Origin of the sequence: Chamaesiphon sp. (assembly GCF_041737865.1) — a bacterium.
Lineage (GTDB): Bacteria > Cyanobacteriota > Cyanobacteriia > Cyanobacteriales > Chamaesiphonaceae > Chamaesiphon.
Window position 1 is genome coordinate 17,154 of record NZ_JBGSQZ010000318.1, and the last position, 25,557, is coordinate 42,710.

General features: G+C 45.8%; 20 protein-coding genes. 4 read left to right on the forward strand and 16 right to left on the reverse strand.

The annotated features are described in order from the left end of the window. Positions 1 to 25 precede the first annotated feature (25 nt). The 3 genes from ACEW9J_RS24765 to ACEW9J_RS24775 all read right to left on the reverse strand — a co-directional run bounded on the left by ACEW9J_RS24765 (position 26) and on the right by ACEW9J_RS24775 (position 3,149). Positions 26 to 751, reverse strand: a complete 726-nt coding sequence (locus ACEW9J_RS24765; protein WP_373547733.1) for a pentapeptide repeat-containing protein — start codon at positions 749 to 751, stop codon at positions 26 to 28. Positions 752 to 965: 214 nt separating this feature from the next. Beyond that, complete coding sequence (locus ACEW9J_RS24770) at positions 966 to 1,757, reverse strand: DUF3598 family protein (RefSeq protein WP_373547734.1); 792 nt, start codon at positions 1,755 to 1,757, stop codon at positions 966 to 968. A 321-nt stretch (positions 1,758 to 2,078) separates the two neighbouring features. Next, positions 2,079 to 3,149 carry an IS630 family transposase gene (locus ACEW9J_RS24775; protein WP_373547735.1) on the reverse strand — a complete coding sequence of 357 codons (1,071 nt, stop codon included), beginning with the start codon at positions 3,147 to 3,149 and terminating at the stop codon, positions 2,079 to 2,081. A gap of 148 nt (positions 3,150 to 3,297) precedes the next feature. Here ACEW9J_RS24775 and ACEW9J_RS24780 point away from each other — a divergent pair, with 148 nt between their 5' ends. Next, entirely contained in the window at positions 3,298 to 4,143 is an 846-nt protein-coding gene (locus ACEW9J_RS24780) for a transposase (protein ID WP_373547756.1), read from the forward strand. A gap of 85 nt (positions 4,144 to 4,228) precedes the next feature. Here ACEW9J_RS24780 and ACEW9J_RS24785 read toward each other — a convergent pair whose 3' ends face one another. The 10 genes from ACEW9J_RS24785 to ACEW9J_RS24830 all read right to left on the reverse strand — a co-directional run bounded on the left by ACEW9J_RS24785 (position 4,229) and on the right by ACEW9J_RS24830 (position 17,288). After that, on the reverse strand, positions 4,229 to 4,909 hold the full coding sequence (locus ACEW9J_RS24785) for a response regulator (RefSeq protein WP_373547736.1): 681 nt from the start codon (positions 4,907 to 4,909) through the stop codon (positions 4,229 to 4,231). Between the two features lie 288 nt (positions 4,910 to 5,197). Then, positions 5,198 to 6,304, reverse strand: a complete 1,107-nt coding sequence (locus ACEW9J_RS24790) for a response regulator (RefSeq protein ID WP_373547737.1) — start codon at positions 6,302 to 6,304, stop codon at positions 5,198 to 5,200. Positions 6,305 to 6,540: 236 nt separating this feature from the next. Next, positions 6,541 to 9,294, reverse strand: a complete 2,754-nt coding sequence (locus ACEW9J_RS24795; RefSeq protein ID WP_373547738.1) for a DAHL domain-containing protein — start codon at positions 9,292 to 9,294, stop codon at positions 6,541 to 6,543. Further along, complete coding sequence (locus ACEW9J_RS24800) at positions 9,291 to 10,328, reverse strand: cytochrome-c peroxidase (RefSeq protein ID WP_373547739.1); 1,038 nt, start codon at positions 10,326 to 10,328, stop codon at positions 9,291 to 9,293. Before ACEW9J_RS24800 ends, ACEW9J_RS24795 begins: the two co-directional genes overlap by 4 nt. Positions 10,329 to 10,330: 2 nt before the next feature. Further along, positions 10,331 to 10,942: a hypothetical protein gene (locus tag ACEW9J_RS24805; protein ID WP_373547740.1), complete on the reverse strand. Its 612-nt coding sequence runs from the start codon at positions 10,940 to 10,942 to the stop codon at positions 10,331 to 10,333. A 163-nt stretch (positions 10,943 to 11,105) separates the two neighbouring features. Then, on the reverse strand, positions 11,106 to 12,164 hold the full coding sequence (locus ACEW9J_RS24810) for an alpha/beta hydrolase family protein (RefSeq protein WP_373547741.1): 1,059 nt from the start codon (positions 12,162 to 12,164) through the stop codon (positions 11,106 to 11,108). A 167-nt stretch (positions 12,165 to 12,331) separates the two neighbouring features. Next, the gene (locus ACEW9J_RS24815; protein ID WP_373547742.1) at positions 12,332 to 12,457 is read right to left on the reverse strand and encodes a hypothetical protein; all 126 of its coding nucleotides are present in this window, start codon (positions 12,455 to 12,457) and stop codon (positions 12,332 to 12,334) included. Then, the gene (locus ACEW9J_RS24820) at positions 12,454 to 13,818 is read right to left on the reverse strand and encodes an SGNH/GDSL hydrolase family protein (RefSeq protein ID WP_373547743.1); all 1,365 of its coding nucleotides are present in this window, start codon (positions 13,816 to 13,818) and stop codon (positions 12,454 to 12,456) included. The genes ACEW9J_RS24815 and ACEW9J_RS24820 overlap by 4 nt, the downstream gene beginning before the upstream one ends. Before the next feature lie 719 nt (positions 13,819 to 14,537). Next, positions 14,538 to 15,752, reverse strand: a complete 1,215-nt coding sequence (locus ACEW9J_RS24825) for an alpha-1,2-fucosyltransferase (RefSeq protein WP_373547744.1) — start codon at positions 15,750 to 15,752, stop codon at positions 14,538 to 14,540. Between the two features lie 141 nt (positions 15,753 to 15,893). After that, positions 15,894 to 17,288 carry a cytochrome P450 gene (locus ACEW9J_RS24830; RefSeq protein ID WP_373547745.1) on the reverse strand — a complete coding sequence of 465 codons (1,395 nt, stop codon included), beginning with the start codon at positions 17,286 to 17,288 and terminating at the stop codon, positions 15,894 to 15,896. Between the two features lie 171 nt (positions 17,289 to 17,459). On the opposite strand from ACEW9J_RS24830, the gene ACEW9J_RS24835 reads away from it, so the two are divergent. After that, on the forward strand, positions 17,460 to 18,836 hold the full coding sequence (locus tag ACEW9J_RS24835; protein ID WP_373547757.1) for an AAA-like domain-containing protein: 1,377 nt from the start codon (positions 17,460 to 17,462) through the stop codon (positions 18,834 to 18,836). 103 nt (positions 18,837 to 18,939) lie between these two features. Here ACEW9J_RS24835 and ACEW9J_RS24840 read toward each other — a convergent pair whose 3' ends face one another. The 3 genes from ACEW9J_RS24840 to ACEW9J_RS24850 are packed head-to-tail and all read right to left on the reverse strand — an operon-like array spanning position 18,940 to position 24,041. Continuing rightward, a complete protein-coding gene (locus tag ACEW9J_RS24840; protein WP_373547746.1) occupies positions 18,940 to 20,103 on the reverse strand; it encodes a SagB family peptide dehydrogenase in 1,164 nt (387 codons plus the stop codon). Positions 20,104 to 20,109: 6 nt separating this feature from the next. Then, positions 20,110 to 22,371 carry a TOMM precursor leader peptide-binding protein gene (locus ACEW9J_RS24845; RefSeq protein WP_373547747.1) on the reverse strand — a complete coding sequence of 754 codons (2,262 nt, stop codon included), beginning with the start codon at positions 22,369 to 22,371 and terminating at the stop codon, positions 20,110 to 20,112. Further along, complete coding sequence (locus ACEW9J_RS24850; RefSeq protein ID WP_373547748.1) at positions 22,368 to 24,041, reverse strand: Dyp-type peroxidase; 1,674 nt, start codon at positions 24,039 to 24,041, stop codon at positions 22,368 to 22,370. The genes ACEW9J_RS24845 and ACEW9J_RS24850 overlap by 4 nt, the downstream gene beginning before the upstream one ends. Before the next feature lie 210 nt (positions 24,042 to 24,251). Here ACEW9J_RS24850 and ACEW9J_RS24855 point away from each other — a divergent pair, with 210 nt between their 5' ends. Both ACEW9J_RS24855 and ACEW9J_RS24860 read left to right on the forward strand, forming a co-directional pair. Beyond that, on the forward strand, positions 24,252 to 24,554 hold the full coding sequence (locus ACEW9J_RS24855; RefSeq protein WP_373547749.1) for a hypothetical protein: 303 nt from the start codon (positions 24,252 to 24,254) through the stop codon (positions 24,552 to 24,554). A 143-nt stretch (positions 24,555 to 24,697) separates the two neighbouring features. Continuing rightward, on the forward strand, positions 24,698 to 25,411 hold the full coding sequence (locus ACEW9J_RS24860; RefSeq protein ID WP_373547750.1) for a phytanoyl-CoA dioxygenase family protein: 714 nt from the start codon (positions 24,698 to 24,700) through the stop codon (positions 25,409 to 25,411). The last annotated feature ends 146 nt before the right edge of the window (positions 25,412 to 25,557 follow it).

A 25,557-nucleotide genomic window follows, 5' to 3' on the forward strand; every position in this document is an offset into this window, starting at 1 on the left:
GATGGGGGCAAGGCACGCACAAAGTCTAGATCGCTACCTCAGACTTCTCCTGCCAAGGGACGGGAGGAGAAGCTTCAATCAGTTGCCACAGGAGAGGAGTGAGGTGTCTCCATCGATCGGGATCTCCGTCTCGAACCACATTGTTGTGTTCGATCTTCTTCCACTCTTGCAAACTCTTGCGCTCAGAGTCAGTACAAACAATGATTTCGTCTGCCGCATCGTAGTACCACACGACGGAAACTAACTCGAAGTGCATCGATTTCACCTCGCCCATATTTCCGATCGCGTAATGCAAGTTGGTATAACTCAAATCGGCAGAACTCAAGTCGATCGAACTCAAATCGGCATAACTCAAGTTGGCATAACTCAAATTGGCATGATGCGAGTTGGCATAACTCAAGTTGGCAAAGCTCAAGTTAGCATGATGCAAGTTGGCAGAACTCAAGTTGGCAGAACTCAAGTCGGTAAAACTCAATTCGGCATTACTCAATTCGGCATTACTCAAGTTGGCATGATGCAAGTTGGTATTACGCAAGTTGGCATAACGCAAGTTGACAGAACTCAAATCGGCAAAACTCAAGTTGGCATTACTCAAGTCGGCGATCGCGCCTTCTTGCCCGTTCGACAGCATCCATAAGCTGTGCTGTTCGATCTTTGCTTTGATGTTTTCGTTGATGATTGCCACGATCGATCTCCTTTGTGGTGAGGCTACTATGGACAAAGGATCTGATGATGTAGCCTTTGTTCTCATCAGGTTCGGTTGCAGCTTAACTGTCTTTATCGTAGAGATTCAGCTCAAGCGAAACATCTCAAGAACCTCTCGACTCCCACTCAACGAAGTAGAGTCAATCCGGTTAACATTAGTCGATAGGCTGAGTATAATTACTTAATACTTTTGTTGATGAGCGATCGATTCCGCACCGTCAGATGATTCAGTAAATGCGTCACATACGAGTGAATTCGCGCTAGGAAGTCGGCTGCAAGGTTGCAGAAATTAACTCTATGAACGTACCTGTATTATCATAGTGAGCTGCAAGATGCTGCAACTGATGGTCTGCTGTTCGATGACCTGCTGCAAGCTGAATCGGTTGATTAGCATTGATGCTCTTAGAAACCTGTACAATCGTGTTGCCGGGAAGACAAATTATTTGGCGATCGTCAATGGTTCGATCGAAGGATACTCGAACATCTTCTTCAGGTGAAATGCTCAAGTCAGGAGTCATGGAGCGTTTCTTTCCAATCCAATTTCCTGAAATTTCCGATCGCTCTTCACTGAGCAATTCATCAGAGAAACAGCCCCTGTGTTCTCGAATGTGTGTAATTCGATCGAGCTGGCCGTTTTCTCCATAGACAATTGCAACACTCATTCGCCATTCGTGATTCCTAAAGAAAAGTTCTAGACCGCAGGCGTTTCCGAGAATGAGTTTGTGTGAAAGCCAAGCCGATCCACCACCTGCTCCAAACGACAACGTTCGCATTGAGGATATAGCAGGATGACTCAATCCACTCGGCTGATTCCAGGTATCTCGATCGATTTGCCAGCTTTTTTCATCAATAACATTTCCATCAGCATCCAGGTAGCGATTGGTATGAGTGATGGCTGTCTGGTCTATATTCGAGCGAAAACTTCTGACCGCTTGTTTGCTCTTGATTAATTCCTGCTCAGGAGAGTATGAATTCCATTGCCCATGCCAAGCAGTTTCATCGGTCGTATACTCCCCGAACAGATTGTTCCAATTTCTATCTAGATTATTCATTTGTGGTCGCTCTATCGATCTAATTGTTTAGATCTTAGAGATCTCACTCAAAACAAACATCTGAAAAACGTCTCGATCGTAAGTTGACAAAAGAGATTAATTCTTGTTAACTTTTGGCTAAGTATATTCATTTGAAGATTCCTAAACATAAATCGCTTCACCCTTGACGATTTGCCATCCCAAGTATTGAACCTCAGTCAGGGTTGGATCGACAAGGGGAAGCGATCGCTAACCTTCTAGAAAATCAAGAAGCGGCTCTAATTGTATCCTCGCTTCGATCGATCGATTGGATGTTTTTGCAGGTCGAAGGATATAGCAATCCTAATTGATTTCCTGAGAAAAGTGATACTTGTGAATCTTGGGAAAATTAAATCTTGAAGAGTCATAAAACAACTCAAACAGCTTTTTGATAGCCCAAAAGGACTTGCATAAGTACCAGTATTTTCTCAAGAAGTTCTTCCCTTGCAACCAAACATCTTCTACCGGATTTTGTTGGGGTGCATTTGGAGCAAACAGAATACAAGTAATCTCTAAACTGTCTGATAAACTCGATCGATTCACTTCGCCTAAATATTCTCGAAATTCGCCGAACCTATGGTAGCTAGCCCCATCCCAAATTAATACAATTTTTTTGTTTGGATATTTGCGTTGTAAATTCTTGATAAATTTAACGGTTGATTCACCATTGCCTGCTGGAGCAGCTTCAATTGTAAATTCTTTAGTTTGATAGTTAAGTGCCCCAAAATAAGTTTGTCTCTCTTTTTCATTTTTAATAGGGATTTCAATCCTGCTATTAGTCTCACCCCATACATATCCACAAATATCTCCACTACGTAAATGACACTCATCTATAAATAGTACTGCCATTTCTCCTGTTTCAATCTCTGCCTTGTGTCTGGCTAAAAAAGTATTAATTTCCTCTCTCTTTTTTTTTACTAACTCGTCATCAAATTTAGGATTGCTCTTTTGAGATCTTTTCCAGCTAATTTTCCCTAATTCAAACAGATCGTAATAACTTTGTTTGGATTTGTAAACAACATCATACTTGTCCTCTAAATGGTTGACTAACTCATCTAAATGCCAGTAGTTTTTAGTCCTCACCCACTCAATTATTTCTGCTTTCTGTTCGCTAGTTAATTTCCCCTTCGCACCTTTATATCCCAACTTAATTCCTTCTATTCCTCTCACATTAAAAGCTTTTGTCCAATCTCTAATAAAACTTTTGCTTACGCCTAATATTTGTGTTATTGTCTGATGGGAATGTCCTTCAATCGACATTTTTACAGCGATCGCTCTTTTAAGTTCTCTGGGATCTGGATCGCTCTCGATCGAAGCTTCTAAACTAGCTATTTTATTATATTCTTCTTCCTGTTTTATGAAAGGATTATTCATTACTTAAATATGAGCTGTTAATTAATTAATATCATTGTACTGTAAAATACGTAACTCAATTAGGATCGCTATAGCAGCATTAAGTAAACACAAACATTCGCGACTCTACTTGGCGATTGACACGACAGTACTCTGGGATAAGTACTGCATGATTCATCTAGCGGTAATCTGCTGTGGGAGAGCTATTCCCTTGTTATGGAAGGTGATTGAACACGAGAGTGCGACGGTGTCTTTTGCTGAGTACAAGCCTATGTTGCACTTGGCTCATCAATTGCTAGCTGATTACCCAGACATTATGCTGCTCGGAGACCGGGCTTTTGCCTGCCATGAACTACTGGGATGGTTGCATAATCACTATTGGCATTACGCTCTGAGGTTAAAGACAGATGTTGTCCTCCGAGGAATCAAGCGTCATCGGTCTGCAACTGTTGCAGACCTTCTGCCTGGGCGCAATCAAGCTACTTTCTTTCGTAATGTTGGTCTTTGGTCAGATGGACTCCACCGCACCAATCTAGTTCTAGCTACTGCCGCTTCGGCGAAGGAGTCTTGGGCGGTTATTACTGATGAAGAGCCTTCCCTAAACACGCTGTGGCAATATGGTCTACGCTTTTGTATCGAAGAACTATTTCTCGATAGCAAATCTGGCGTATTTCAGTTGGAAGGCTCACATCTTCGCTGTGCTAAACGTTTGAAGCGTCTATACCTAGTCGCTGCTCTAGCAATTTTGTTTGCTACTACTACTGGCATGGCTGTTCAGGTGGCTGGCTTGCGGCAACAGGTTGACCCTCATCGGCACCGAGGATTAAGTTATTTGAAGATTGGACTGCGCTACCTTCAAGGTGTTGTGCATAAGGGTCGAACACTACTGCGCCCTATTCCCCTTTTTCGCCAAGATCCAGCACCTTGCTTTGCCTCCAAGAAGGCTAAAGAAGAACATGACTACGCCTTTGATTTTTCCTTTATCCGAGTGATTACCTGCTATGCCCCTTCATAGCTTAACTTTTCGGAGATGTGTCCGGCAGTCAGATGAACCATCGTTGGCGATAGCCTCTTTATTAGAAAATCGCCAATACCAACGGTCAAATTTCGCACTTCATCACCGAATTAGCAAAAATCGCCAGTTGCGATCGATTGTTGAACGTCAGACGGTTGAGCAGGTGAGTCACATAGGTTTTGACCGTTCCTTCCGCGAGGTTCAATTTAGCGGCGATTTCGCGATTCGTGCAGCCTTGACCGAGCAACCGCAGGACATCGCGTTCTCTCGGCGGTAGCTGCTTCAGGGTTTCTGGCTCGATCTGCGGCGGAACCTCATCGTCAGGATTGGCAACACTCGTCACTAGTTTTTCCATCAAACCTGGAGCCATTTGGCTATAGCCGCGATGCACTAACCGAATTGCATCTGCTAGTTCTTGAGCTGGCATATCTTTGAGCAAATAGCCCTTGGCACCTACTCGCATCGACTGAGCGATATCCCGATCTTCATCAAATGTACTCAGCATCAACACCTTGACCGTCGGAAACCGCTCGGCAATCAATCGAGTCGCCTCAATCCCCGTCATGACGGGCATCCGAATATCCATCAACACCACATCTGGCTGTATAGATGGGACTCGATCGTTAGCGAAGCCTTCCAGCATGGAAATCGCGACTCGCCCATTCTCCGCACACCCAACTACTTGCAAATCGTCTTCCTGGTTTAGAATGGCGGCTAAACCCTGGCAAATCAAACTTTGGTCGTCTACTAGTAATAAGCGAATCATGGTAGTACCTCTGGGGGGAGTGGGGAGTGGGGAGCGGGGAGTGGGGAGCGGGAGACTGGGAGACGGGGAGACTGGAGGAGTGAAAAGCGGGGAAAATCCCCTCCTCGGAGCGAAAAGTGCGGTCTTGGGGTTTCCCCTGTCTTGTCTCACCCTTTTTGACGGGGAACCCGTCCAAAGGTGAGCCGCAAGTGAAGCACCTTTTCAAGACAGGGGTGCCCGTAGGGCGGAGTGGGTAGATCCCCGCAGCAACTCTCATAACTCATGCGTGAGATCTAATCGAGGATCTGCTCAGATCTCCAGTAACACCGGAAACTTCACCTGAATCTGACAACCAGATCCCGGTGATGTCGTCAGGCGAAACTCACCGTTGAGAGCGGTAACTCGCTCCTGCATTCCCTGGAGTCCAAATCCAGTTGCTTGCTGGTGTCGATCGAATCCCCGACCGTTATCGACGACCTTCAGGTGAATAAAATCGTCTTTCGTCACCACATAAATTTCCACTTGGGTTGCCTCCGCATATTTAGAAATATTCGTCAGTGCTTCCTGCACGATCCGATAGAGTGTTTTCGATACACAGGCAGAAATAGGTTGCGTCAATCGAGCGCGAATAGTGGGGGTAATCCCTGTCACCTGTCGAAACTCTTCTGCCAAATCGGCGATCGTGTCTGGGAGCGGCTGTTCGGGGCGTTTGTCTGTCCGCAGTGCCCCAACCGATGCTCGAACTTCCTGGATGGCAATGGCACCCAACCGCTGGGCTTGAGTCAAAAAAGACTGAGCTTGAGTCGGATCGGTCAGCAACAACGTCGCAGCAGCTTGGATCTGAACATTTAGAGCCATCAGCGAATGTCCTAACGAATCGTGAATCTCGCGGGCAATCCGATTGCGTTCTTCGATCGCCGCCATTTCCTCGATCCGTTGTTTGAGCGATCGCTCCTGTGCTAGAGCCTGCACTAGTTCCGCCTGAGTTTGCTGCAATCGATCGTGCCGATCCTGAAGTTGAATTTGCAGCCGTCGGATCGTCAGTTGATTTTCAATGCGAGCGCGAACTTCCTCGATGTGAAACGGCTTTTGAATATAATCAACGCCGCCACTATTAAAAGCTTTGACCTTATCAAAAACCTCATCCAAAGCACTGACAAAAATCACCGGAATCTCGCGAGTATTCTGATGCTGTTTCAAGCGTTGACAGACCTCATAACCGTCCATATCCGGCATTTTGATATCTAAAACGATTAGGTCGGGCGGAGCCGCTTGCGCGCCCATCAGAGCCATTGTCCCGTTAATCACACTCCGCACTTTGTATCCAGCTTCCGTCAGCGTAGAAGATAGCAAGCGCAAGTTATCTGGCGTATCATCGACGATCAGAATGTCGCCTTTGGAAGAACTGGGATTCATAAAACATTGCTCCCTTCAGTTGAGGCTAGGGTAGAAAATCCCCTCCTCGGAGCGAAAAGTGCGGTCTTGGGGTTTCCCCAAGTGAAGCACCTTTTCAAGACAGGGGTGCCCGTAGGGCGGGGTGGGTAGATCTCCGCAGTAACTCCAATACCCCCGATCGAAAGGTTAATGGTGGGGTTGGGCGGGTTTGTACGAGAGTTATCGTTAAATCGAGATTTGCTAGCATAAACCCGCCCCTACGGATGGTTTGGGGAAGATCGGGTTAATTCCACAATCCGATCGAATCGATAATGGTTCATCAAATCGGCGATCGCCACAGCCAGCGGCGAATATTCTGGCGGGATGAGATCGATCGACCTCAAAATTTGCTCGGCATCGACTTGAGTAGCGGCTTGGTAGAGTTGCGATCGCCATTCGACAGGCATCTGCTCGATTAACAACAACGCCGCCGTCAGATCGGCTGGTGTCGCTGCTGGAATGCTAATGGGGTCGATTCCCCAAAGGGGACGCTCCGCGAACGATTCGTAGCGATAATGCACCCCCAAATAGTGCGCCATCTTCGCGAACAGTTCCTCTTCGCGAAAGGGTTTGCGAATAAAGTCATTGCAACCCGCCGCGATCGCCTGTGGGCGTTCGTCTTCAAAGACACTGGCTGTTAAAGCCAAAATCGTCGTTTTGTCGCCTTGTGGCTGCGCTCTAATCTGTCTGGTGGCTTCATAGCCATCCATGACAGGCATCCGTAGATCCATCCAAATCAAATGGGGGTCAAAAGATTTCCAGCGATCGATCGCTTCGCGTCCATTCTCGGCTTGTTGGACTTCAAAACCCAATGTCTCCAACATTTTGACTAGCAATTGGCGACTTTCGCGATTGTCTTCGACTACTAGCAGCCGATAGTGCTGTCCTTCGGCTAAACCGATCGTGTGTTGTTGCTGGGGTTGCAGCGGCACAGCCTCAACTGTGTCGGCATTTACCAGCGGCAAATCGAACCGAAAGGTGGTGCCCTGTCCGAGCTGAGTTATTAGGGTCAAATCGCCACCCATCAGCCGGACAAATTCGCGACTAATCGCCAGTCCCAGTCCCGTTCCCTGTTGCGATTGGCGACCCGATTCGGTTTGAGCGAAGGCATTAAATAACATCGCTACCTCGTCGGTGGCAATGCCTACGCCAGTATCCTCAACCTCAAAACATAACCGTTGGCTAACCTGTCCCACCCACACTCGCAAACTAATCCCACCCGTTGCCGTAAACTTAATCGCATTCGAGATTAAATTCATCAAGACTTGGCGGAGTTTCCGCTCGTCGGTAAACACAGATTGCGGTACCTCTGGTTGTTTCAGCACCGTCAATTGCAGCCCCTTTGCTTTGGCTTTGGGTTGCCACATATCTGCTAGCGTCTGGAGTTGCCGATCGAGATCGAAGCTGGTTGCGTTGAGAATCGTCCGCCCTGCTTCAATTTTGGACATTTCCAATACGTCATTAATCAAGTCCAACAGATGTTCGCCGCTCCGGGCAATCGTATTTAAATATTCTTGCCGTTGGGCGACGAGTAGACTTGCGGCTTGGCTGCTATGGCGCGAATCGCGGGCTAATAGTTGGGTAAATCCGAGAATGATATTCAGCGGTGTGCGTAGTTCGTGACTCATATTGGCGAGAAACTGGCTCTTGGCGAGGTTGGCAGTTTCCGCCGCCTGTTTAGCTTCTCGCAGAGCTACTTCTACTCGTTTGCGATCGGTAATATCATCGCTAGCTATCAAAAAACAATCTCGTCCATTCAGATCGATCGTTTCTGCTGAGAGTAACACGGTTCTGACTTTTTTTCTGTTGGTGCAAACTTCTACTTCATGATGCCGAATCGCCCCTTTTTTGAGCAAGATCTGAAGAATACTGACTCGATCTTCAGGATTTTGATAAAGATTTAACTCCAATCCATTTCGCCCGATCGCTTCTGCGCGGGTAAAGCCACTTTCGCGACAAAAACTGTCATTGACTTCGAGCAGGGTAAAGTCTGGGATTGTCGCGATCGCCAGTGGGTAGGGAGCGAAGCGAAAAGCTGCTAAGAATTTTGCTTCGGAAGCTGCTAAGGCAGCAGCATCGCGGCGAATCTTCAACACGATCCAAGTCGCAATTCCCATTAATAATGCGATCGATAGTAAGTAAAACCAGAGTCGATAGTTGTTAGTGGTATCGATCGCTTGTTGATAGCGCAGGTTATAAGCTAGAGCCAACTTTTCGCTGCTTTTGGCTGTAGGCAATTCAATGGCAGTTTCGACCGAACCATTAACCAGAGCGCGGCGATTGAAAATAATGCGGGCGTGAGTCAGTACCATTTCGATCGCCTTCCTTTCAGTTGTCGGAGTCAAATTTGCCAATACTTGTTGGATTTCTCGTTCTATCTTTGCCGCCGAGGTATTATTGGTATCGATATTAAATAACAAAATATCCCGCAGCAAGTTATTTAAACTATCTTTTAAAGTTGGAGCCGTGCTATCTTTAGCAACTACATCGGAAATCGCGATTGGAAAATAAGTCAACGAGTTAAGTAACACGGCATTTTGTGATTGAAATTTCAAGATGCTGTCTTCTTTATTTAGCCAAACACTAATGTGTATTTGCAACAATCGCTCTATTTCTTGCCGACTTTCCTCGCCCAAAAAACTTGGCATTTGCCGGAGAGTGGTCTGTAATTGGTTGAGTTGAGCCAAATCGTTGACGATCGGATCGTAATTTTTCAACAATCCATCTCGCGCCTGCAATACATTTCGATCGATCCGCGCATCTAAGGTTTGTATTTGACGCAAATGAGCCAAATATTGATTGTGACGGTCGTTATCGATCGCGATTGACTTAATCCATAAAATTGCTAATACCACCAGCACAACGGGCAATAGATAGCCACTCCATGCTAAAAACATCTGGGCATAATCTCTTTTTTGGCGCGGTTTATTTGAGATCGCCGTTCTAATTTTTTGGTAAAAAGCTATTTTCATAACGGCTTACCTCGATACTCCCCAGTGAGCGTACCTAAAAATTCAGCGATCTGTTCGATCTGTTTTTTTGCTAGCGAACGACCGAGTTGATATTTAGTCATCTGTTCGATCGCCTTAGTCAAAGTCTGCGCCGAGCCATCGTGAAAGTAAGGTGCTGTTACAGCGACATTCCGTAGGCTCGGCACGCGAAAAACATAACGATCGGCTTCATTTTCACTGACATTAAAGTGTCCCAAATCTGCGGGTTTAATCTGACCGCGATCGATTAAATAATTACCGATGACACCAAAGGGTTGAAACATATTACCGCCGATATTCACACCTTGATGACAACTAACGCATCCATAATTTTTAAATAACCGATAGCCTTCTTTTTCTGTTGATGTTAATGCTGTTTTATCACCCAACAAAAAGCGATCGAACCGCGCATTTGGCGTATTGAGCGACAACTCATAAGCCACGATCGCGTCTTTAATATTGGTGGCAGTTACGCCATCAGGATAAATCTGACTAAAAGCACGCACGTATGCTGGCACCTGTTGGAGCGATCGAATTGCGGTTGGCCATTGAGTACCCATTGTGCGCGGGTTACTCATCAGCGCATCGAGATGATCCGCAAGATTGGTAAATTCGCCATCCCAATTAAATCGAAAGTTAAACCGTACATTAAATACTGTCGGGGTATTAACTTTAGTATTGGCTCCGTCGATGCCGATCGAATGCGCGATCCGATCTGCACCGCCCAAGCTAAAACTATGACAACTCAGGCAAGATTTTTGACTATTTTTAGACAGGCGCACGTCTTGAAATAATTGCTCGCCCAAAGCAACTTTCGGTTTATCTGTCGCAATTTCTAGCGGAATGGGTTGAATCGGCTCGTCAGTTTTAGTTATTTCTACCTGTGCTGGCGTTGTGACGACTGGCTGGAGCGTAGTAAAGCGTTGCCACAGGATGACAAGGAGACTCGCGACTAAAATTAAAGCCAGCCAGCCCATCCAGCGGCGAATGCGGCGATTGACAGTTAATAATCTCATTGCTATTTCCAGTAGTACTGTTGGGGCAGCAGATCTTCAGGAGCGAGTAGCTGCGAACCGATCGGCACAGAAGCCCTGTCGTAATAAGATTGGAGCAACTCTTCAGTCTCTTGCCGTTCGCGCTCTGAGAGATTGCGCGGCGTGACAATGCCGATTCGTCGATCGGGAACTGCCACATAATAACCAGCCGGAAAATGTGGTTTGAGATAGCCAGACAGGAGAATACGGGACGAACCAAACCCATCATCGTGCATCATTAGTGCCATCAGCAGGCTGCCATCCGGGCGGAGCTGGCGATGCGTCCACAGTTCTCTAGATGCCACTTTGAGATTGATGACTGCCCGTCGCTGCCAATCAATTCCAGCGGCTTCCCAGACTGTCACCATTACCGCACTTACCTCCTGACTACATTGCGATCGATCTCGATCTAAAATCGACCAAGTGAGTTCATAGTCTGGCATGAGTAGTTTTTGATGGGGAAAATCCCCACGGCAGGCGCACAGGCAGTTAGTGTATCTGTTTAGTGTCTCCTCTGTCGGTACGATGCTCCTCGGTAGCGGCTGTACCAACGATGGGATGACTCGATCTAGCGCGTCGATGATGGTGTGTGACATAGCTCAAATTCTGCTGGTTTGCATCTCACATATCCATTTAACTCGACTCCTATCTGAGTTCGAGACTACGAATGACTAACTTGTGACTGACTTTTGGATATCAAATGACTATCGATCCCCAAGGCTCAAGTGATGTATTTTTGGGAACGGATCTCACCAGACACTACGGCAGATTCAAGAATTGTCCGAAGTTGGGACTTTGACTGATGACACTCACATTGAGATCGAGAGCGTCACCAGTGTTGTAAATATAGTCAAAAGCACCTGAACTACCTTGCAGATGTGCCTGTAAAAATATCCCACTCCAGCGAGCGATCGTTTCTGTAGCAGTAGATTGCGCTAATGTTGGTCGATTGGGTTCGCGAATTAGATTATCTAGATTGGTAATCCCATAGTGATTAGCACCCTCGACTGTAATTAACGCCTTGGGAGGATTGAGAATCAGATCGTAGGTTTCAGCCGTAGATCCAGGTTTAATTACGCTATCCCGATCGCCGATAATTAAGCCAATGGCAATGTCCTGGTTGTTTAATGGTAAAACGGCATCCGTAACGGGATTTCTGAAGCTAGTGCCATAAAAGATCCCGGCTTTTAGTTCGGGCGGTTGGACATAATTTGGAGAACTAATGCCAGGGATAAAGATGTCTTCTTGACTAGCAACCAATCCGACGCTCCCCCCAAAGGAATGTCCCAGCAATCCCAATTTATCTGAATCGACAATTTTAGCGATCGGCGAATGAGGATTGGCATCCTCTGCTACCATCCAATTCAAAACGTCATTAACCTGTCGCTGTTCGGGAAACAATCCTGTAATTGTTTGTCCGGTTGGCGCAGTCAAAGTTCGTTCGTGATTGGGAACTACCACAATAAAGCCATAACTTGCTACTTGAGACGCAAAATTAGCGTAATCAGCTTTATCGACTAACGCCCCTTGCATCAGCAGTGCAATTGGAAATTCCACAGGACATTTGTTTGACTTGGCAATAGGGTAATAAATATCAGCAGGATCTCCATTTGTGGCGATCGTCGTGGTGTAGCTTTTTATCTCCTTGTATAAAGGTTCGGGACTAAACGCCGTTTTTTGTTGCCAAGGTAAATCTTTACAGATGCTCGAATGAGGAATATTAACATTAGACGATCCCGATCGGAACGGAGACAAATAGTTTTTTTGCCGAGCGATCGAGTTTTCTAATTGAGGAGTAGCTGAACGCAATTTTTCCATTAACACGGTCGAACCTTCCTTTTAAGTAAATGTTTATCACACCTCCATCTAACTCGACTCCTATCTGAATTCGAGACTAAGAATGACTAACTTGTGACTCACTTGCGTTGGCGATAGCCTCTCCTTGGAGAATCGATCGTCAGATCTCGATCGATCGAGTAGTCCGGTTAAAACTGATAGCGGACTGTGGCATTGAGATAATTATCGCGAAAGTTATCTTTACCGACGATCGTTTCATAACCCAAATTCACAAATAAACTGCTGGTAAACTCCGTTTGAAAGCCAGTACTCAAGCGAATAAAATCTCGATCGTTCGCACCAATTTTCGTGCGGATGGGGATTTGGGTTTAGCAGTGGCTTGGGTAAAACCTGGTACCTGAATATTGCGATCGATATTAAAGTTGTTCCAACCATAATTAATCAGGGCATCGGTGTAGAATTTGTCCTGAGTATAGTTGCCATAGACAGAGACAGAGGTACTCCCAACTGAGACTTTCCCGCGATTATCATTGAGTTGGTTATTAGTACTTGCAGAACTCACCGCTAAACCTACAGCGAGATTCTGAGTGACTGGATAATCGGCACCGACGGTAAAACCTTTGGTATCGATATTAAAACCCGTATTAGTATTAGTGGTCGATCGAGATCCGAAATTAGTGTCACCATTGACAAATACACCGACCTGTCCGTTTATCGGACGCGCGGTAGTTCGCAGTGCGAGTAAACGACCGTTAATATCGCGGGTTTGGCGGTTGGCATTGCCCAAAGCAGTCTCAGTCTGAGCGGCGATCGATCGTCCCGCCGTAACAGTATCTAAAGCATAGGCAGAGATTAGTCTATGACCCGCAGCAGTGGGGTGAAGTGGATCCCAGAATAGGGATGTATCGGGACTAGCACAAACAGCCCCAGTGGTCGTATTTAAGCAAGGTTGCGTGACATTGGTAAAGCCAAATCGAGCGGGATTGGTAATGACGGCATTAAATAATGCTCCCATATCGGTCGGCACGATCGACAGATTGGGATTCTGTTGGGACAGAGCTTGGAGAGATGTTCTCAAACCGCTATTGTGAGCTGCTGATAGTTGGGAAAGTCCGGCACTTTGCACTGGCTCTGCCGCACCAGCAGGAATCTTACCTAAGTCGGGAAGATTGGGGACGACTATTTGCTGCGCTCCAGCGTTTACCAATCTTTGAGTAGCTGTAGATAGATTACCAACTACGGTGGCTGGATTGGTAATACCGCCGCCGAGATAGTCATTCGCACCCGCCCAGATGACAAATAACTGGTTGGGATTGGCGGTGGGTGAGAGGAGTAAAAAGCCATCAAGTTGAGTCGTTAAACCTGGGAGCGCGACATTTATGGTATTTCCCGTACCGCTAGTAGCTCCGCCCACTCCGAAGTTATTAGTCGTTCCGGCTGGTAATTTTAACTCAGTAGAAAAACCTTCGACCCAAACAGGGCCATTAGAAAAACGTCCGTTAAAATAAGGTGGACTGGGCGGAACTAGTCCCCCAGTTGCTTTAAAAGCGTTGCCATTGTCTACTAGGCTATCACCAAAGATATTTATCCCCTCGATACTTTGTGCTAAGACTGGCAGCGGTAACAAGCAGGATAAGAGCAAACCGAGTTTGATAATAAAAAGTTGTTTTAGCATAGTTGTTACCGATATTCTCAGAAGCCAATTTATTCTGTAATTAGACCGATTATCGGATTTTTGTTCGATCGGTAAAAATCTTCTGCTCGATATTGAAACAAAATGTAATGTCGATCGAATGAATGAATGCAAGTTAACGAGATCGGTTTGTGACCCATCGCCAAGAGGAAGGGTAAATGAGATCATTAGTTATTAGCCGCGAACATTCTTTCCATAACATAGTCAAGCCAACCATAGTAGAACTAATAATAATCAGTACGCTAAGAGATGATAAGAGAATCTCTTTGGTGGATCGTCTGGAGTTATTCGGCATAGTTTTTTAGATTAAAATTTAGTTAGTTTCAGTCTGTTATATGGATTAAACTCCATCACTAACTAAGTTTGAATCTGAGAACGATTGAGTTGTGACTAACTTATGAGTAACTTACCAACAACTTTCAACTAACTTCTTAGTTAAAGAATTTTTCGGCAATGTTTATTTTTTGTTCGATCTAAAAATGAAGGCAAAAACGCGCCTGCGGGTCGAGCGTCAAGTCCCAGGCTCATCAATGTCATCGCTTGGACGATCCGCAGTTCTTGCTACAATCAGGAGAGCGATTGTTTTCGGGGGAGCAAGGGCGGGCTAACTCAGATTTTTGGTAGGGACAATTTGCTAAGAACCAGATCCAGAGACATCTTACTGGAGCGCAGATCTTCATCTCCTCCCAAAAGAATCACTCTTAAAAGCAATCGATCGCGCCGATGATGCCATTAACTTTGTAACGTAGATATGCTCGAAGTAGCCACTCTCTGATAAGACTCTTGGGAAGGTATACAAATATAGATTTGAGCATTGCCCAAATACCTTGCGTAAAATAAGTAGTCCGAACAATCTCCGTTAGATTTTTCAGTAATTTCGGCTGTCCTATATATAAAAGTGGGTGGCTATCCCAAGGATCGAAGACAATAAACCTCGATGAAAAATCCCAGTGTGGACGGAAAAATATCTTTGCTCGTTGATTGAGCATACAAGCAACAAAGCTAAAATTGCTATTGCTACTACAAACCATATCACATTGACTTAGCATAAAGAAATCAATATAAAAGTCTAATTCTTTCATTTCTGCTGGTAACTGAATTTTTAAGTCACTTGTAGTCACAGGTGAAAATTTGGCAAAGTCAGCAACGATACCGTCTAAATCGTCACTGCATAGCAAAAGAATTGGGTTTTCTAACTCATCCCAGATCCCTTCGAGCCATTCACAATACCACTTAGTAGGAAACACTAGCGTGAAACCCATTCGTGGTTCTTTGAGATAATCGCTGCGTCGAATGTGAATACCGACGATCGTGCTACCTTTCGATCGCAGAGTATTTAAACCCTCCTCTAAAGCTATTTTCAGGTTATCTACAGGTTGAAAAAGCGAACGAAAGTATTGCTGATGAGGTTTGAAATATCGATTGTGAAATTGAAAGAAACCCCATAAATCGACATTGGCAAGACCAGTATTTAGAGCCTCTACACCTACCCGCAAACTCTTCGCATCTGCCAGTTTTTCGATATAAGGAATAAATTCTGGAATTACATCGAAGAGATTTTCTTCCTCATCCTTACACTCGATTGCTGGAGGTAATCGCTTGGAAATAGGTGCATCTTGATGTCCGAATAGAGTTTGACCAACCCAAGCAGGACACTCTACTCGTGCGCCACTTTTTTCGGCACAAAGCCTTAAAAAAGCATACTGAAAAAGCTGGTTGCCAAATCGACCCAATTGCCCGATTGAGGACATTGTAAGAACTGGTTGCCGATCGCTCGTAGTATCTTCTAATGATAAATTTTTGGTTTCTTCAGCATCTTTATAGAAATTCTCAAACACGCTGAATAATCTCTCTGTCTCGCTCTTGGCAGTGTATTTACTACTGGCAATTGGATCCTCTGATTTATCGTTGGACATTAACAATTCCTCTTACACTAAAATTTTGGGTAGGTGATTTAATGTCACGATCGCGATCGTTAGTTGGGTAAAAGATGAGTTCAAGAGGACAATCGAAAAGATCGGGATTTTTCATCCTCCAAGCAGGGGAAGTCAATTTCGCTAGGCGAACGCTCCGCGATCGATTGCCTGGACTGGGTGGAGATCGATCGCAGATCGCTGACTTTTTACCAGTAGTTGGATCGGGCGTTCGGGAGCCGTAACCAAACCTCGGCGTTTGGGATGGATATCCCGCTTATCTACCAATTCCAGTTCCCACCGCGAGAGGATCTTGGCAAGGGCAAGCTTCAGTTCCATCATGGCAAACGCACTACCGATGCAGCGTCTGGCACCACTACCAAAGGGCAAAAACTCAAACGGAGAAAACTTTCGCTCTAGGAAGCGTTCTGGGCGAAATTCCTGGGGTTGGGGATATAATTCTGCTCGCTGATGGGTTGAATAAATCGATCCCAATATGGTTGTCTCTGGTGGTATTTCGCGTCCGGCAAGCGTTACAGATTGGAGGCTAACTCTAGGCAAAGTCAACATTGCTACCGGATAAATCCGCAGGGTTTCATTACAAACAGCTTCGAGATAGGGTGCTTTGACGATCGCGTTGACATCTGGATCTGCACCCAAGTCATCGATTTCTGCGACTAGTTTATCCCTGACGGCTGGCAATTTGTGCAGCCAATATAATGCCCACGCTAAAGCTGTCGCCGTCGTCTCATGTCCGGCAACTAGCAGCGTCATCAATTCATCCCGCAATTCAACATCGGTCATCGATTCACCCGCCTCATCCTGCGCTGCCATCAATAGGCTGAGGATGTCTGTACGGGAGGGATCGGGGTGAGTCCGACGTTCGGCGATCTCGGCGTAGATTAAGGCATCCACCGCTCGCTGAACGCGCATTTGGATCGCCCAAGGGCTGATGCCACCCCATTCCTGTTGGAGGATCGGAAAATATAACATCGAGACACTTAGAGGAGAACCGCCGCGATCGAGCAGTTCGCTTAATAGATGTGCTAGTCGTTCGGCACGCTCGCCACGATCTAGTCCAAATACCGCCTGCATAATTACCCGCAGGGTAATTGCTTGGGTGGTCGTTCGCACGTCAAAGGTTCGACCGATCTGGACTTGCGCGAGCGTTTGCGTCGTGACTCGATTGATGACATCACTATAGCTTCGCATTCGATCGCCATGAAATGGTGGCATCATCAACTGTCGTTGGCGTTGATGTTGTGCCCCACTCAAACAAATTACCGAGTTGTCACCGAGCAAGGTTTTTAGTAAACCGTTCAGATCGCCTGGAGCATGAAAATCTGCTTTAGTATCTTGAGTTAAAATTTGCTGCAAGGCTTGAGGATTGCTGACAAAGACTAGATTATTTTTACCCAGATTGAGGGTATACATGTCTCCAAAGCGACGAACGCATTCGTCCATAAATGACATCGGGCTAAAAATCCAGCGCGTGAGCTGGACAAAAGCGGGGGTTTGGGGGCCTAAAGGTAGTTGCATAATCGATTCCCAATACATTTTAAGTAGATTCGGTTCGAGCGCATTCGATACATCTATCAAACTCGACTCCTAACTAAGTTTGAGACTACGAATGACTAACTTGTTTATAACTTATGTATATCTAACGACTACTTTTTGCTTGAATTATATTGTAAGATTAGAACATCTACAGTGAGAGGTGATATGTCCAGATCTCTCAGAGTTCGAGAAAATTGCATCGATCGAGTCAAACTGGCACTCAACCGCAATGGTTTTCCCAGTCAACGCTCCTTGGCTGAGGATGTCGGCTTTGCACTCGCTACAGTTAATAAATTTCTGACTGGCAAAGCTGTTGACTATACAACTTTTGAAGAACTCTGTCGGAAATTAGAATTAGACTGGCGAGAAATTTCAACGGTAGATATGCGATCGCCGCAGACTTTCCAGCCTGAATCGATTTGTGCTGGTGGGAACGAATCGATCGTCTTTGAGACAAGCTTCACCAACGATATTCCGACACCAGACACATTACCGCGCTACCCCGATGGTGCAGTCCCGCTCGGCTCGCCATTTTATTTAGAGCGCACCCCATTTGCAGCGCAGATCGATCGCGAAATTACCAAGCCAGGAGCATTGGTGCGGATCAAAGCACCGCGAGAAATGGGTAAGACATCGTTGCTACTGAGGGTACTGGCATCGGCGCAAAGCTTGGGCTACCATACTGTCAGCCTCAATCTCGCCCAAGTTGACGAATCGATTTTGAGCGATCTCGATCGATTTTTGCGTTGTATCTGTACGAATGTGGCTCGTCAGCTCCAACTCAAACCGATGCTCGACGAGTATTGGGATGAAGATCTCGGCAGCAAAATTAGCTGCACTGAGTACTTCCAACACTATCTATTAGCAAAAATTGCTACGCCCCTGGTATTGGTATTCGATGAGCTGAATCAAATTTTCGAGCATCCGCAGATCGCCCATGATTTTTTGCCGTTGCTGCGCTCTTGGTATGAAGAAGCCAAAATCCTCCCGATTTGGCAAAAGCTCCGCTTGATTGTGGTTCACTCGACAGAAATTTACATTCCCCTTCAGCTCAACCAATCCCCCTTTAATGTCGGCTTGCCAATTCAGTTAGATACTTTCTCGTTAGCAGAGGTACAGCAGTTAGCTCGATGCTATGGACTCGACTGGGAAGATGGAGTAGATGCTGGGCAACTAATGGAGCTGGTGGGGGGACATCCCGCACTGGTGAATATTGCCTTCTATCATCTGAGTCGTGGCGACATCACTCTAGCGCAACTACTAGAAACTGCCGCCACAGCTAGTGGAATTTATCACCATCACTTACAACGTCATTGGGTAACGCTAACAGAACAGCCAGAATTAGCTCAAGCTCTCGATCGAGTCATGAGTGCCACTATTCCGCTCGTCCTAGCTCCGATCCTAGCTTATAAGTTGAGCAGTCTGGGTTTAATCGATCGAGTGGGAGATAAAGCGATTCCTGGTTGTGAGTTATATCAGCAGGCGTTTAAGTTAGTCGATCCTGCGGCTACGCATAGTACAACAAGTTAAAATAGCCTTATCTTCTTTGGTATACTAGCGATGTTTCAATCGGAACTAACTGGTAGCGCGATCTTGAGATCGAAAATCCTTATTAGCGATCGATCGTCTGCTGCTATTTCGATTTGCTACCGAGTATAAACTCACCGATCGAAGTCTCATCCAAATAATTGATGCCAGTCGCCTGAGCAAACAAGTCAGAATTTCCACCACCAATGGCGCAAGGAGCCAGTTCCATCGCTGTTGCAACTAGATACATACTTTGGTATAGAACGCCGACATGCTTCAAAATCAGGGCATAGGCAAGAGCATGGTATTTCCAAGTTACTCTGGGAAAGCGGGCAGTAAAGATAATTAAGATCTGCGGTAAGCCCGATCCGATCGCGGCTTGGCAGGAAAGCTGATAAACTGCCACCGTAGACCCACTCAATCGCCTCAGAAGATGTTCTCTGGGACAGTAATGGTAAAATCCTGGTTCGATGCCTTGACAAGCATTAATCGCCAAATACAGCTCTAATTCATAACAAGCACCACCGCTAGGATATGGTCGATCGCTAAATTCGTACTCGACGGATTCATTGGTTTCGATCGATCTAATCCGGGTAGTACGAAATAGAAACTCGCCTAATTGTTCGATGGTAATTGGCTGTTTGCCATGTAATCTGTGGGATCGCCTTTGCTCCATTACCTGCGTAAAGGGGAGATCTAGATCGATGATGGCTTCAATATTGGGCCGATCTAGCGGAATTGTTAGCAATGAGTTCGACGATTTTACCGCAGGCAGGGGTGCGATTTTACCTAAATGAGCATCGCTTTTTCCGTAAGGATAATTATGTCTTCCTAAGCGACTTCTAGCATGAAATAATAGGTCGTGAAATTCCCACAACTGTAGCGATGGCTCTTCCTCTTGTGTGCCATTTTTATCGGAAACAGTCAAGAATTCTGCTCCTAGTAACCAACTTAGTAATGTTGAAACGATCGCTTGAGGAATATCTGCAAATTGGTTACTTAATTGTGTCAGTGTTTGAGGAGAAGAGAGTGCGTGGAGGATATCAATCGATTGCCGATCGTGCAAAATTACTCGACAATGAGCTAACGGAGATTCCAGCACCATTTGGCTATCTTGAGTGTGAATGTAGGCAAAGCGTGAGAGTGTATAAATGTGATTTGGATCTGGCGGATCGGGAGTAATTATTTGCGTAGCAAACGGAGCGATCTCAACTAAAGTCGTCTCTAAAATAGAGATAACAACGTGCTGCTGGTTTGATGAGTCACTCATATTCAGTTAAAAGAAAATGGGCTGAGGGTTAAATTGTTCCTCTGTTAACGGTGCTGTTAAGTAATCCATCTTAACGGGAATATCGTATAGTCGCCCTGGTGCAAATCTCGGCCAAAAATGTCGCAATCCTGGCACGATAACTTTGACAACTGACAATTCAATATCCGGTCGAGTCAAATCTAAAACTAGCATTTCTAGACCCTTGGAATGAGCTAACTTAGCACAATTCATCACATCAGTTTCAAGGTTATTACTCCAATTGTAGAGATAATCTGCTGCTATTTTCGATTTAGCAGTACGATCGGGTATTAAATAGGGCTGATTTTCAATTGTGGCTGTTTGCCACCAGGCCAAGGCTTCAGGGTAACAATCTCGGTAAGCACGACTTTGTGCGTACTGGTTAAATAAGACAGCTGGGAGTGACTGATTGAGTTCGGTGAGGGCGCGGAGGATGGCAATTTGCGGGTCGAGATGCGTCCCAAATCCGAGAATAATATTTTCCACCGCTGTATCGTTTCGGCGCGAAATGGCAGCAAAGGTCGGAATATTTAAATCGCTAGTAATATCTAGTACCCACAAGTCGCGGTGGTGCTGTTGATAGAATTGCCCTAATTCTTGAAAGTAGGGTTCGTTAAAGGCGGCAAGATCTACCGCAGGTTTGGGCAAACGATTGTACCACCACAACGCTACGCTATCCCGCTCGACCAACTCCAAAAAGCCTTGCAAGATCGCCTCTTCCAGGGTATTGCCAGCCGCACAGCCATTGGAATCAGCCCTAGTAAACTCGATCTGATGCTGTCTGGCATATCCGTAGTAGCAATAGGCAGTAGGCAGATATCGAGGTTGGTTATCGGTTAAAGACCACACGGGACTCCAATCAATTTCTCGCTCTCGATCGAATGCTTGGGGCACCCAAGTTAGATGAGACGAGTTGGCAGTCCCCAGCTCCCGATTTTGGAACTGCCGATCGCTAAATAACATACAATCGTTTGGATGAATTGGCCGATCGAGGTTTTTGAATCGATCGCGGATGCGGCATTCATCGCCCTGAAATCCGCCAGCATAATGTTCGATCGCTTCACCAATCGCACTAACTTTTGCCTGAATATCACTTTTTCCCTTACCGCTAGCCGATCGATTTAGGCTGTGGCGGAGCGAGTCTAAATCTTGGCTCCAGTCGCTAAAAATGCCATGACTCAGGTAAGCGGGAGTGAGTTCCTGTTGGTGTTCCCAGCCATGCGGTGGTGTCAGCAAGCTGATGATGCCTGTAATGGGGCTAATCTGCGACTGCAATCGATCGAAGGTTGCTGCTGGCGAAATACTGCGATGTCCCCCATCAGTCGTGAAACTTTTGGGACGACTTTGGAGAACTGGCGGAATTGACTGTACTTGCGCCATCAGATCGGGCTGTCCGCAAGCAGCACATTGAGGGCGACGAATCAAGCGATGATTGCGGCGATCGAGGGTGAGCATATTCAGCGTGACGATATTGCCCTCAAGCGTGGGATTGGTGCCACTGACGATCCATTTTACGACTTCTGTAGCTGCCAGACTGAGGGCTGTATGCCAAGTAGATGGTAAAATAGCTAACGGTGCGGGGAACGGATGGTGCGTCTGCTGTTTGTGCTGGAGATAGGTTTCGACCTTGCGATGACCCTGTATTCTTACTCTCAGACACTCCCAGCAACCAGTTTGACCGGGAATAAATAGCGGCCCCAACCAAATTTCTGTTCCTACGGGTTTGACCAACATCCAAGGCTGATTTGCTGCCAAGGCTTGCCGATTGAAGTCTGCCAGTCCTACTTGGAGATAATCGTCAGTCAGCACGATCGATCGTTCCCCATCAGGACTGACTCGCACACCCACATCTGCGATCGTGGACTCGAACAGAGTCGGATCGAGATCGCCGTAGGTTGTTACCGATAGAGAGGAACTTTGCAACCGTTGGGCAGCCACTTCCGGCTCGATGCCGAGCAGTTCCCAAAAAGCTGCTTGCTCCACAGGCATTGGCGGCGGAGTATCAACCACATACTCCCTAATTTGCATCAACAGGGAGAAAACTTCTGGTGAAGACATTTGATGCTGAAGCAGGGCAATAATTTCGGCTATAGTGTGCTGTCCGTCCAGCAATTGTACCAATTCAATGAAGGCAGGATTGGCAAGGATCAAAGATTGGTTTTCCGCCAGCAATACCACCCCTTCCGAGGGAATAACTTCACACCGAAAGCAAGACTTCAATCTGGGTCGATAAAGAGGGATCTGGCTCATGCTGCTTTTAGCGATCTCAGAAAACTCAGGCTGGGCGTGAAGAAATATTCACCCCCTCTAGGAGTCACATACCCAAAAAAACTGGCATCCTCAATAGGGTTTTTTTTATCTCCCCACTTGCTCGGCCAGGTCTGACTCGGCCATTGTTCTTCTTTACCTTGTTGCCCTGCGATCGGGTCTGCTCCTAGATTCCTCTGTTGATTTGGTCCAAAATCTCGATCGTTCGCGTAGTCTTGAAGCTTATTAAATTGGGCTTGAATATCGCTTTGGAAACAGAAAAATAGTGTTCCTTCTTTACCCGCTGCGAGTTTGACTCCTAGTTGTTCGCAGAGATGTTGGTAATGGGCTAAATTTTCTTGCGTTGATGCTGATAAGAGGAGGGCGCAATCTTCTGTGGGTAAGCCGTAGGTTGTGCCCCGCCGCGCGATTCGTCTTTGACGTTGATTTTCAGCGGTATCATCATAATTACTGCCAGAATATACCTTATCGCTGTTTGTTGCCCGCGAAGTAACCTTCCGAATATGAGCGTGAAATGGGCATTTCCATTGAGATGTATCTTTAAAGTCCGATCCCGCTCCATAGTTAAAGTTATTTAACTCTATTTCACTTCCTTCAGGATTGCCGAGATTGACATACATCGCCACAGGTCGGCCATCTTCTCGAAACCGACCCATGCTATAAGCTCTGGCGAGTTGCTCTGTTTCTTCTTGGGGAGGGGCATCGCTCCCGCGATTTTCTAACTTACGAGCTAACTTGGTGATTTCATTATTGAAACCCTTTACATCTTGTTCCAGTTTTCGATAAACCAAAAAACTCCCAAAACTATATTTAGTGCCTTTTCTATCGGTAAATTTTTCGCCGAAAGGATCGACATTTAGCACCAACCGCAAATTAGCACTTGGATCCCATTTATCTTTATTTGTGACTTCTTCGATATCTGTTTTCAGAAATAAAGGCTGGCTGATGTTATCGGCAAAACCAAATGGTTCTACAGGCATATCTAAATTGTTTCTACGGACAAAGCCAATTTCTGTTTTGACAATTTTAATGGTAGTAGAGCTGTTTTCTTTTATTTCTTTGATGATGCTACTTGCTTTCTCAAAAAGACCATCGCGATCGCTATCGGCTAGCAAGATTAAAGCATGAATTTCGTCGTTAGCTTGCAGATACTCTTCTTCCCAATCACTCCGCTTATCTTTGAGAGTACCTATGTTTTCGATCATTCCCTCCTCGAAGGGATGTGAGCCAATAAAATTAGTTTCTATAGCTTTTAGTTTTTGCTGATAAAGTTTGAGAAAATTAGTCTTAGCATCTAATCCTAATGCTTCATACCCTTTAAATGATAAGGAAAAATTCACAAATAAGTTTTGAGGTAGAGCCACCGCATTTTGATTACAGAGTTCTCTGTATGCTCGACTTTGTGCTGCTTGCTGAGTAGCCGATCCAACATACTTTTGGGCGAAATCCCCAATCCAGTTTTTGGTAGCTTCTGGTTGCTTGTTGTCAAAGTGCAAGAACAGATAAATAGAATAAGTTCTGCCGTGACTTTTGAGGATATTGCCTTGAATATCCTCCAACAGGGGCAAATCGGCTTCTACACTCGATTGTGCCAACAACTTATAAGCTTCGTCATAATTATTGTTTGGCTCTTGACTGGTATTATTTAGCATATTTTTTCCCCAGAACAAAATTGTGTCTCATTCCCGATATGAAGCTTACTTGACACGATCGGGTAATTATTTATATATTGTAGATAATTTAATTCAAAAGTAAACACATCACCCTGGTAAAAGTAGAGTTTTCGTGCGTGGATCTCATCCAGATCGATCGAGGCTATGTAATTTTTTTTACTGACCCACTTACCCCACTTACCAAACAAGATGTCAGACATTCTCTCCTCAAACGAACAAGATCAATGGGCTAGATTAATCGCTCATGCCTGGAAAAATCCAGTAACCTTGGCAAAATTACGGCAAGATCCCAAAGCAGAGATCGAGCGACTCAAACAACTCCCAACAACAGACCCAGATTATCCTGGGGATATCAGTGACCTTGGCTCCAACGGCTATTTTACCTTACCTGGTTTACCTGAAGGTCTGGAGCAATTAAACAAGCAGGACATCGAAAAGTTTCTTGCGGAGAACCCAGGCATTTTTGGGATCATGCAATTTTGTTGCGTTTGACTCCAATTCTGCTAACAAAATTCGATCGGAAATCCTCACTCTAAATCCGCAGCGTGAGGGATAGAAGCTATACACAGCCGCTACTAACCAACGTTAATAGCGGTTAATTGTGCTAGTTAACCCTAGTGGCTATCTACAAAGTTATGCAAGACCGAGTGAGTTTTGACATCCAAGATGAGCGAGTCAATATCTTTTGGCAACAAGGATTCCTGAGTTTAGACCGAATTACTACCGACGATGAAATTGAGTGGCTCAGGGGGATCTACGATGAAATCGTCGCACAGATGGCAGGATACTCCCCAGCAAAAATCGCTCTACTTGCTGGGCGACAACAGCTCCCGCTTGCTGATGGGAAAGAAATCCTGGTGTGGATTCCATCTCCAGAGTTAGTCTTTCCTCAATTGCTCGATACGAGATTCTATCGCAATGCGATCGAGATTGCCGCACACCTGCTTGATGTCGAGCCAACAAAGATCGTCGGTAGAATACGTGTCTACCTCAAACCAGCCCACTGTGGAGCCGAGATGCCCTGGCACCAAGACGCAGCCTATCCTGGCTCCGTAGATCTCCTCAAAATTTGGATGCCTTTAGATCCTGCCACCCCCGAAAATGGCTGCTTGCATTTCATCCCTGGTTCTCATCTGAGAGGGATCGAGCCGCATCGCCCCTACGAAGGCTCCGGTTTAATCGCAGAAGGGGTAGACACATCTCAAGCCGTTGTTTGCCCATTGCCGCCTGGAGGTGCAACCGTGCATCATTGCCACACATTACATTATTCCAGACCCAATCATACAGACAGCCAACGTCGCGCATTGGTAATTAGCTGTAGAGTAATCGAATCTGAGTCGATCGAATAATCAGGAAATAACTCAAGTTGCTACCTGTGAGCAAAGCGGTTAGAAACCGCTCCTCGGAGTGCAAAGTCCGCCTTCGCGGACTAATCAATTAGTCCGCGAAGGCGGACTTTGCATCATTAGCCACGATTTGCGGAAAGTGCGTTCTT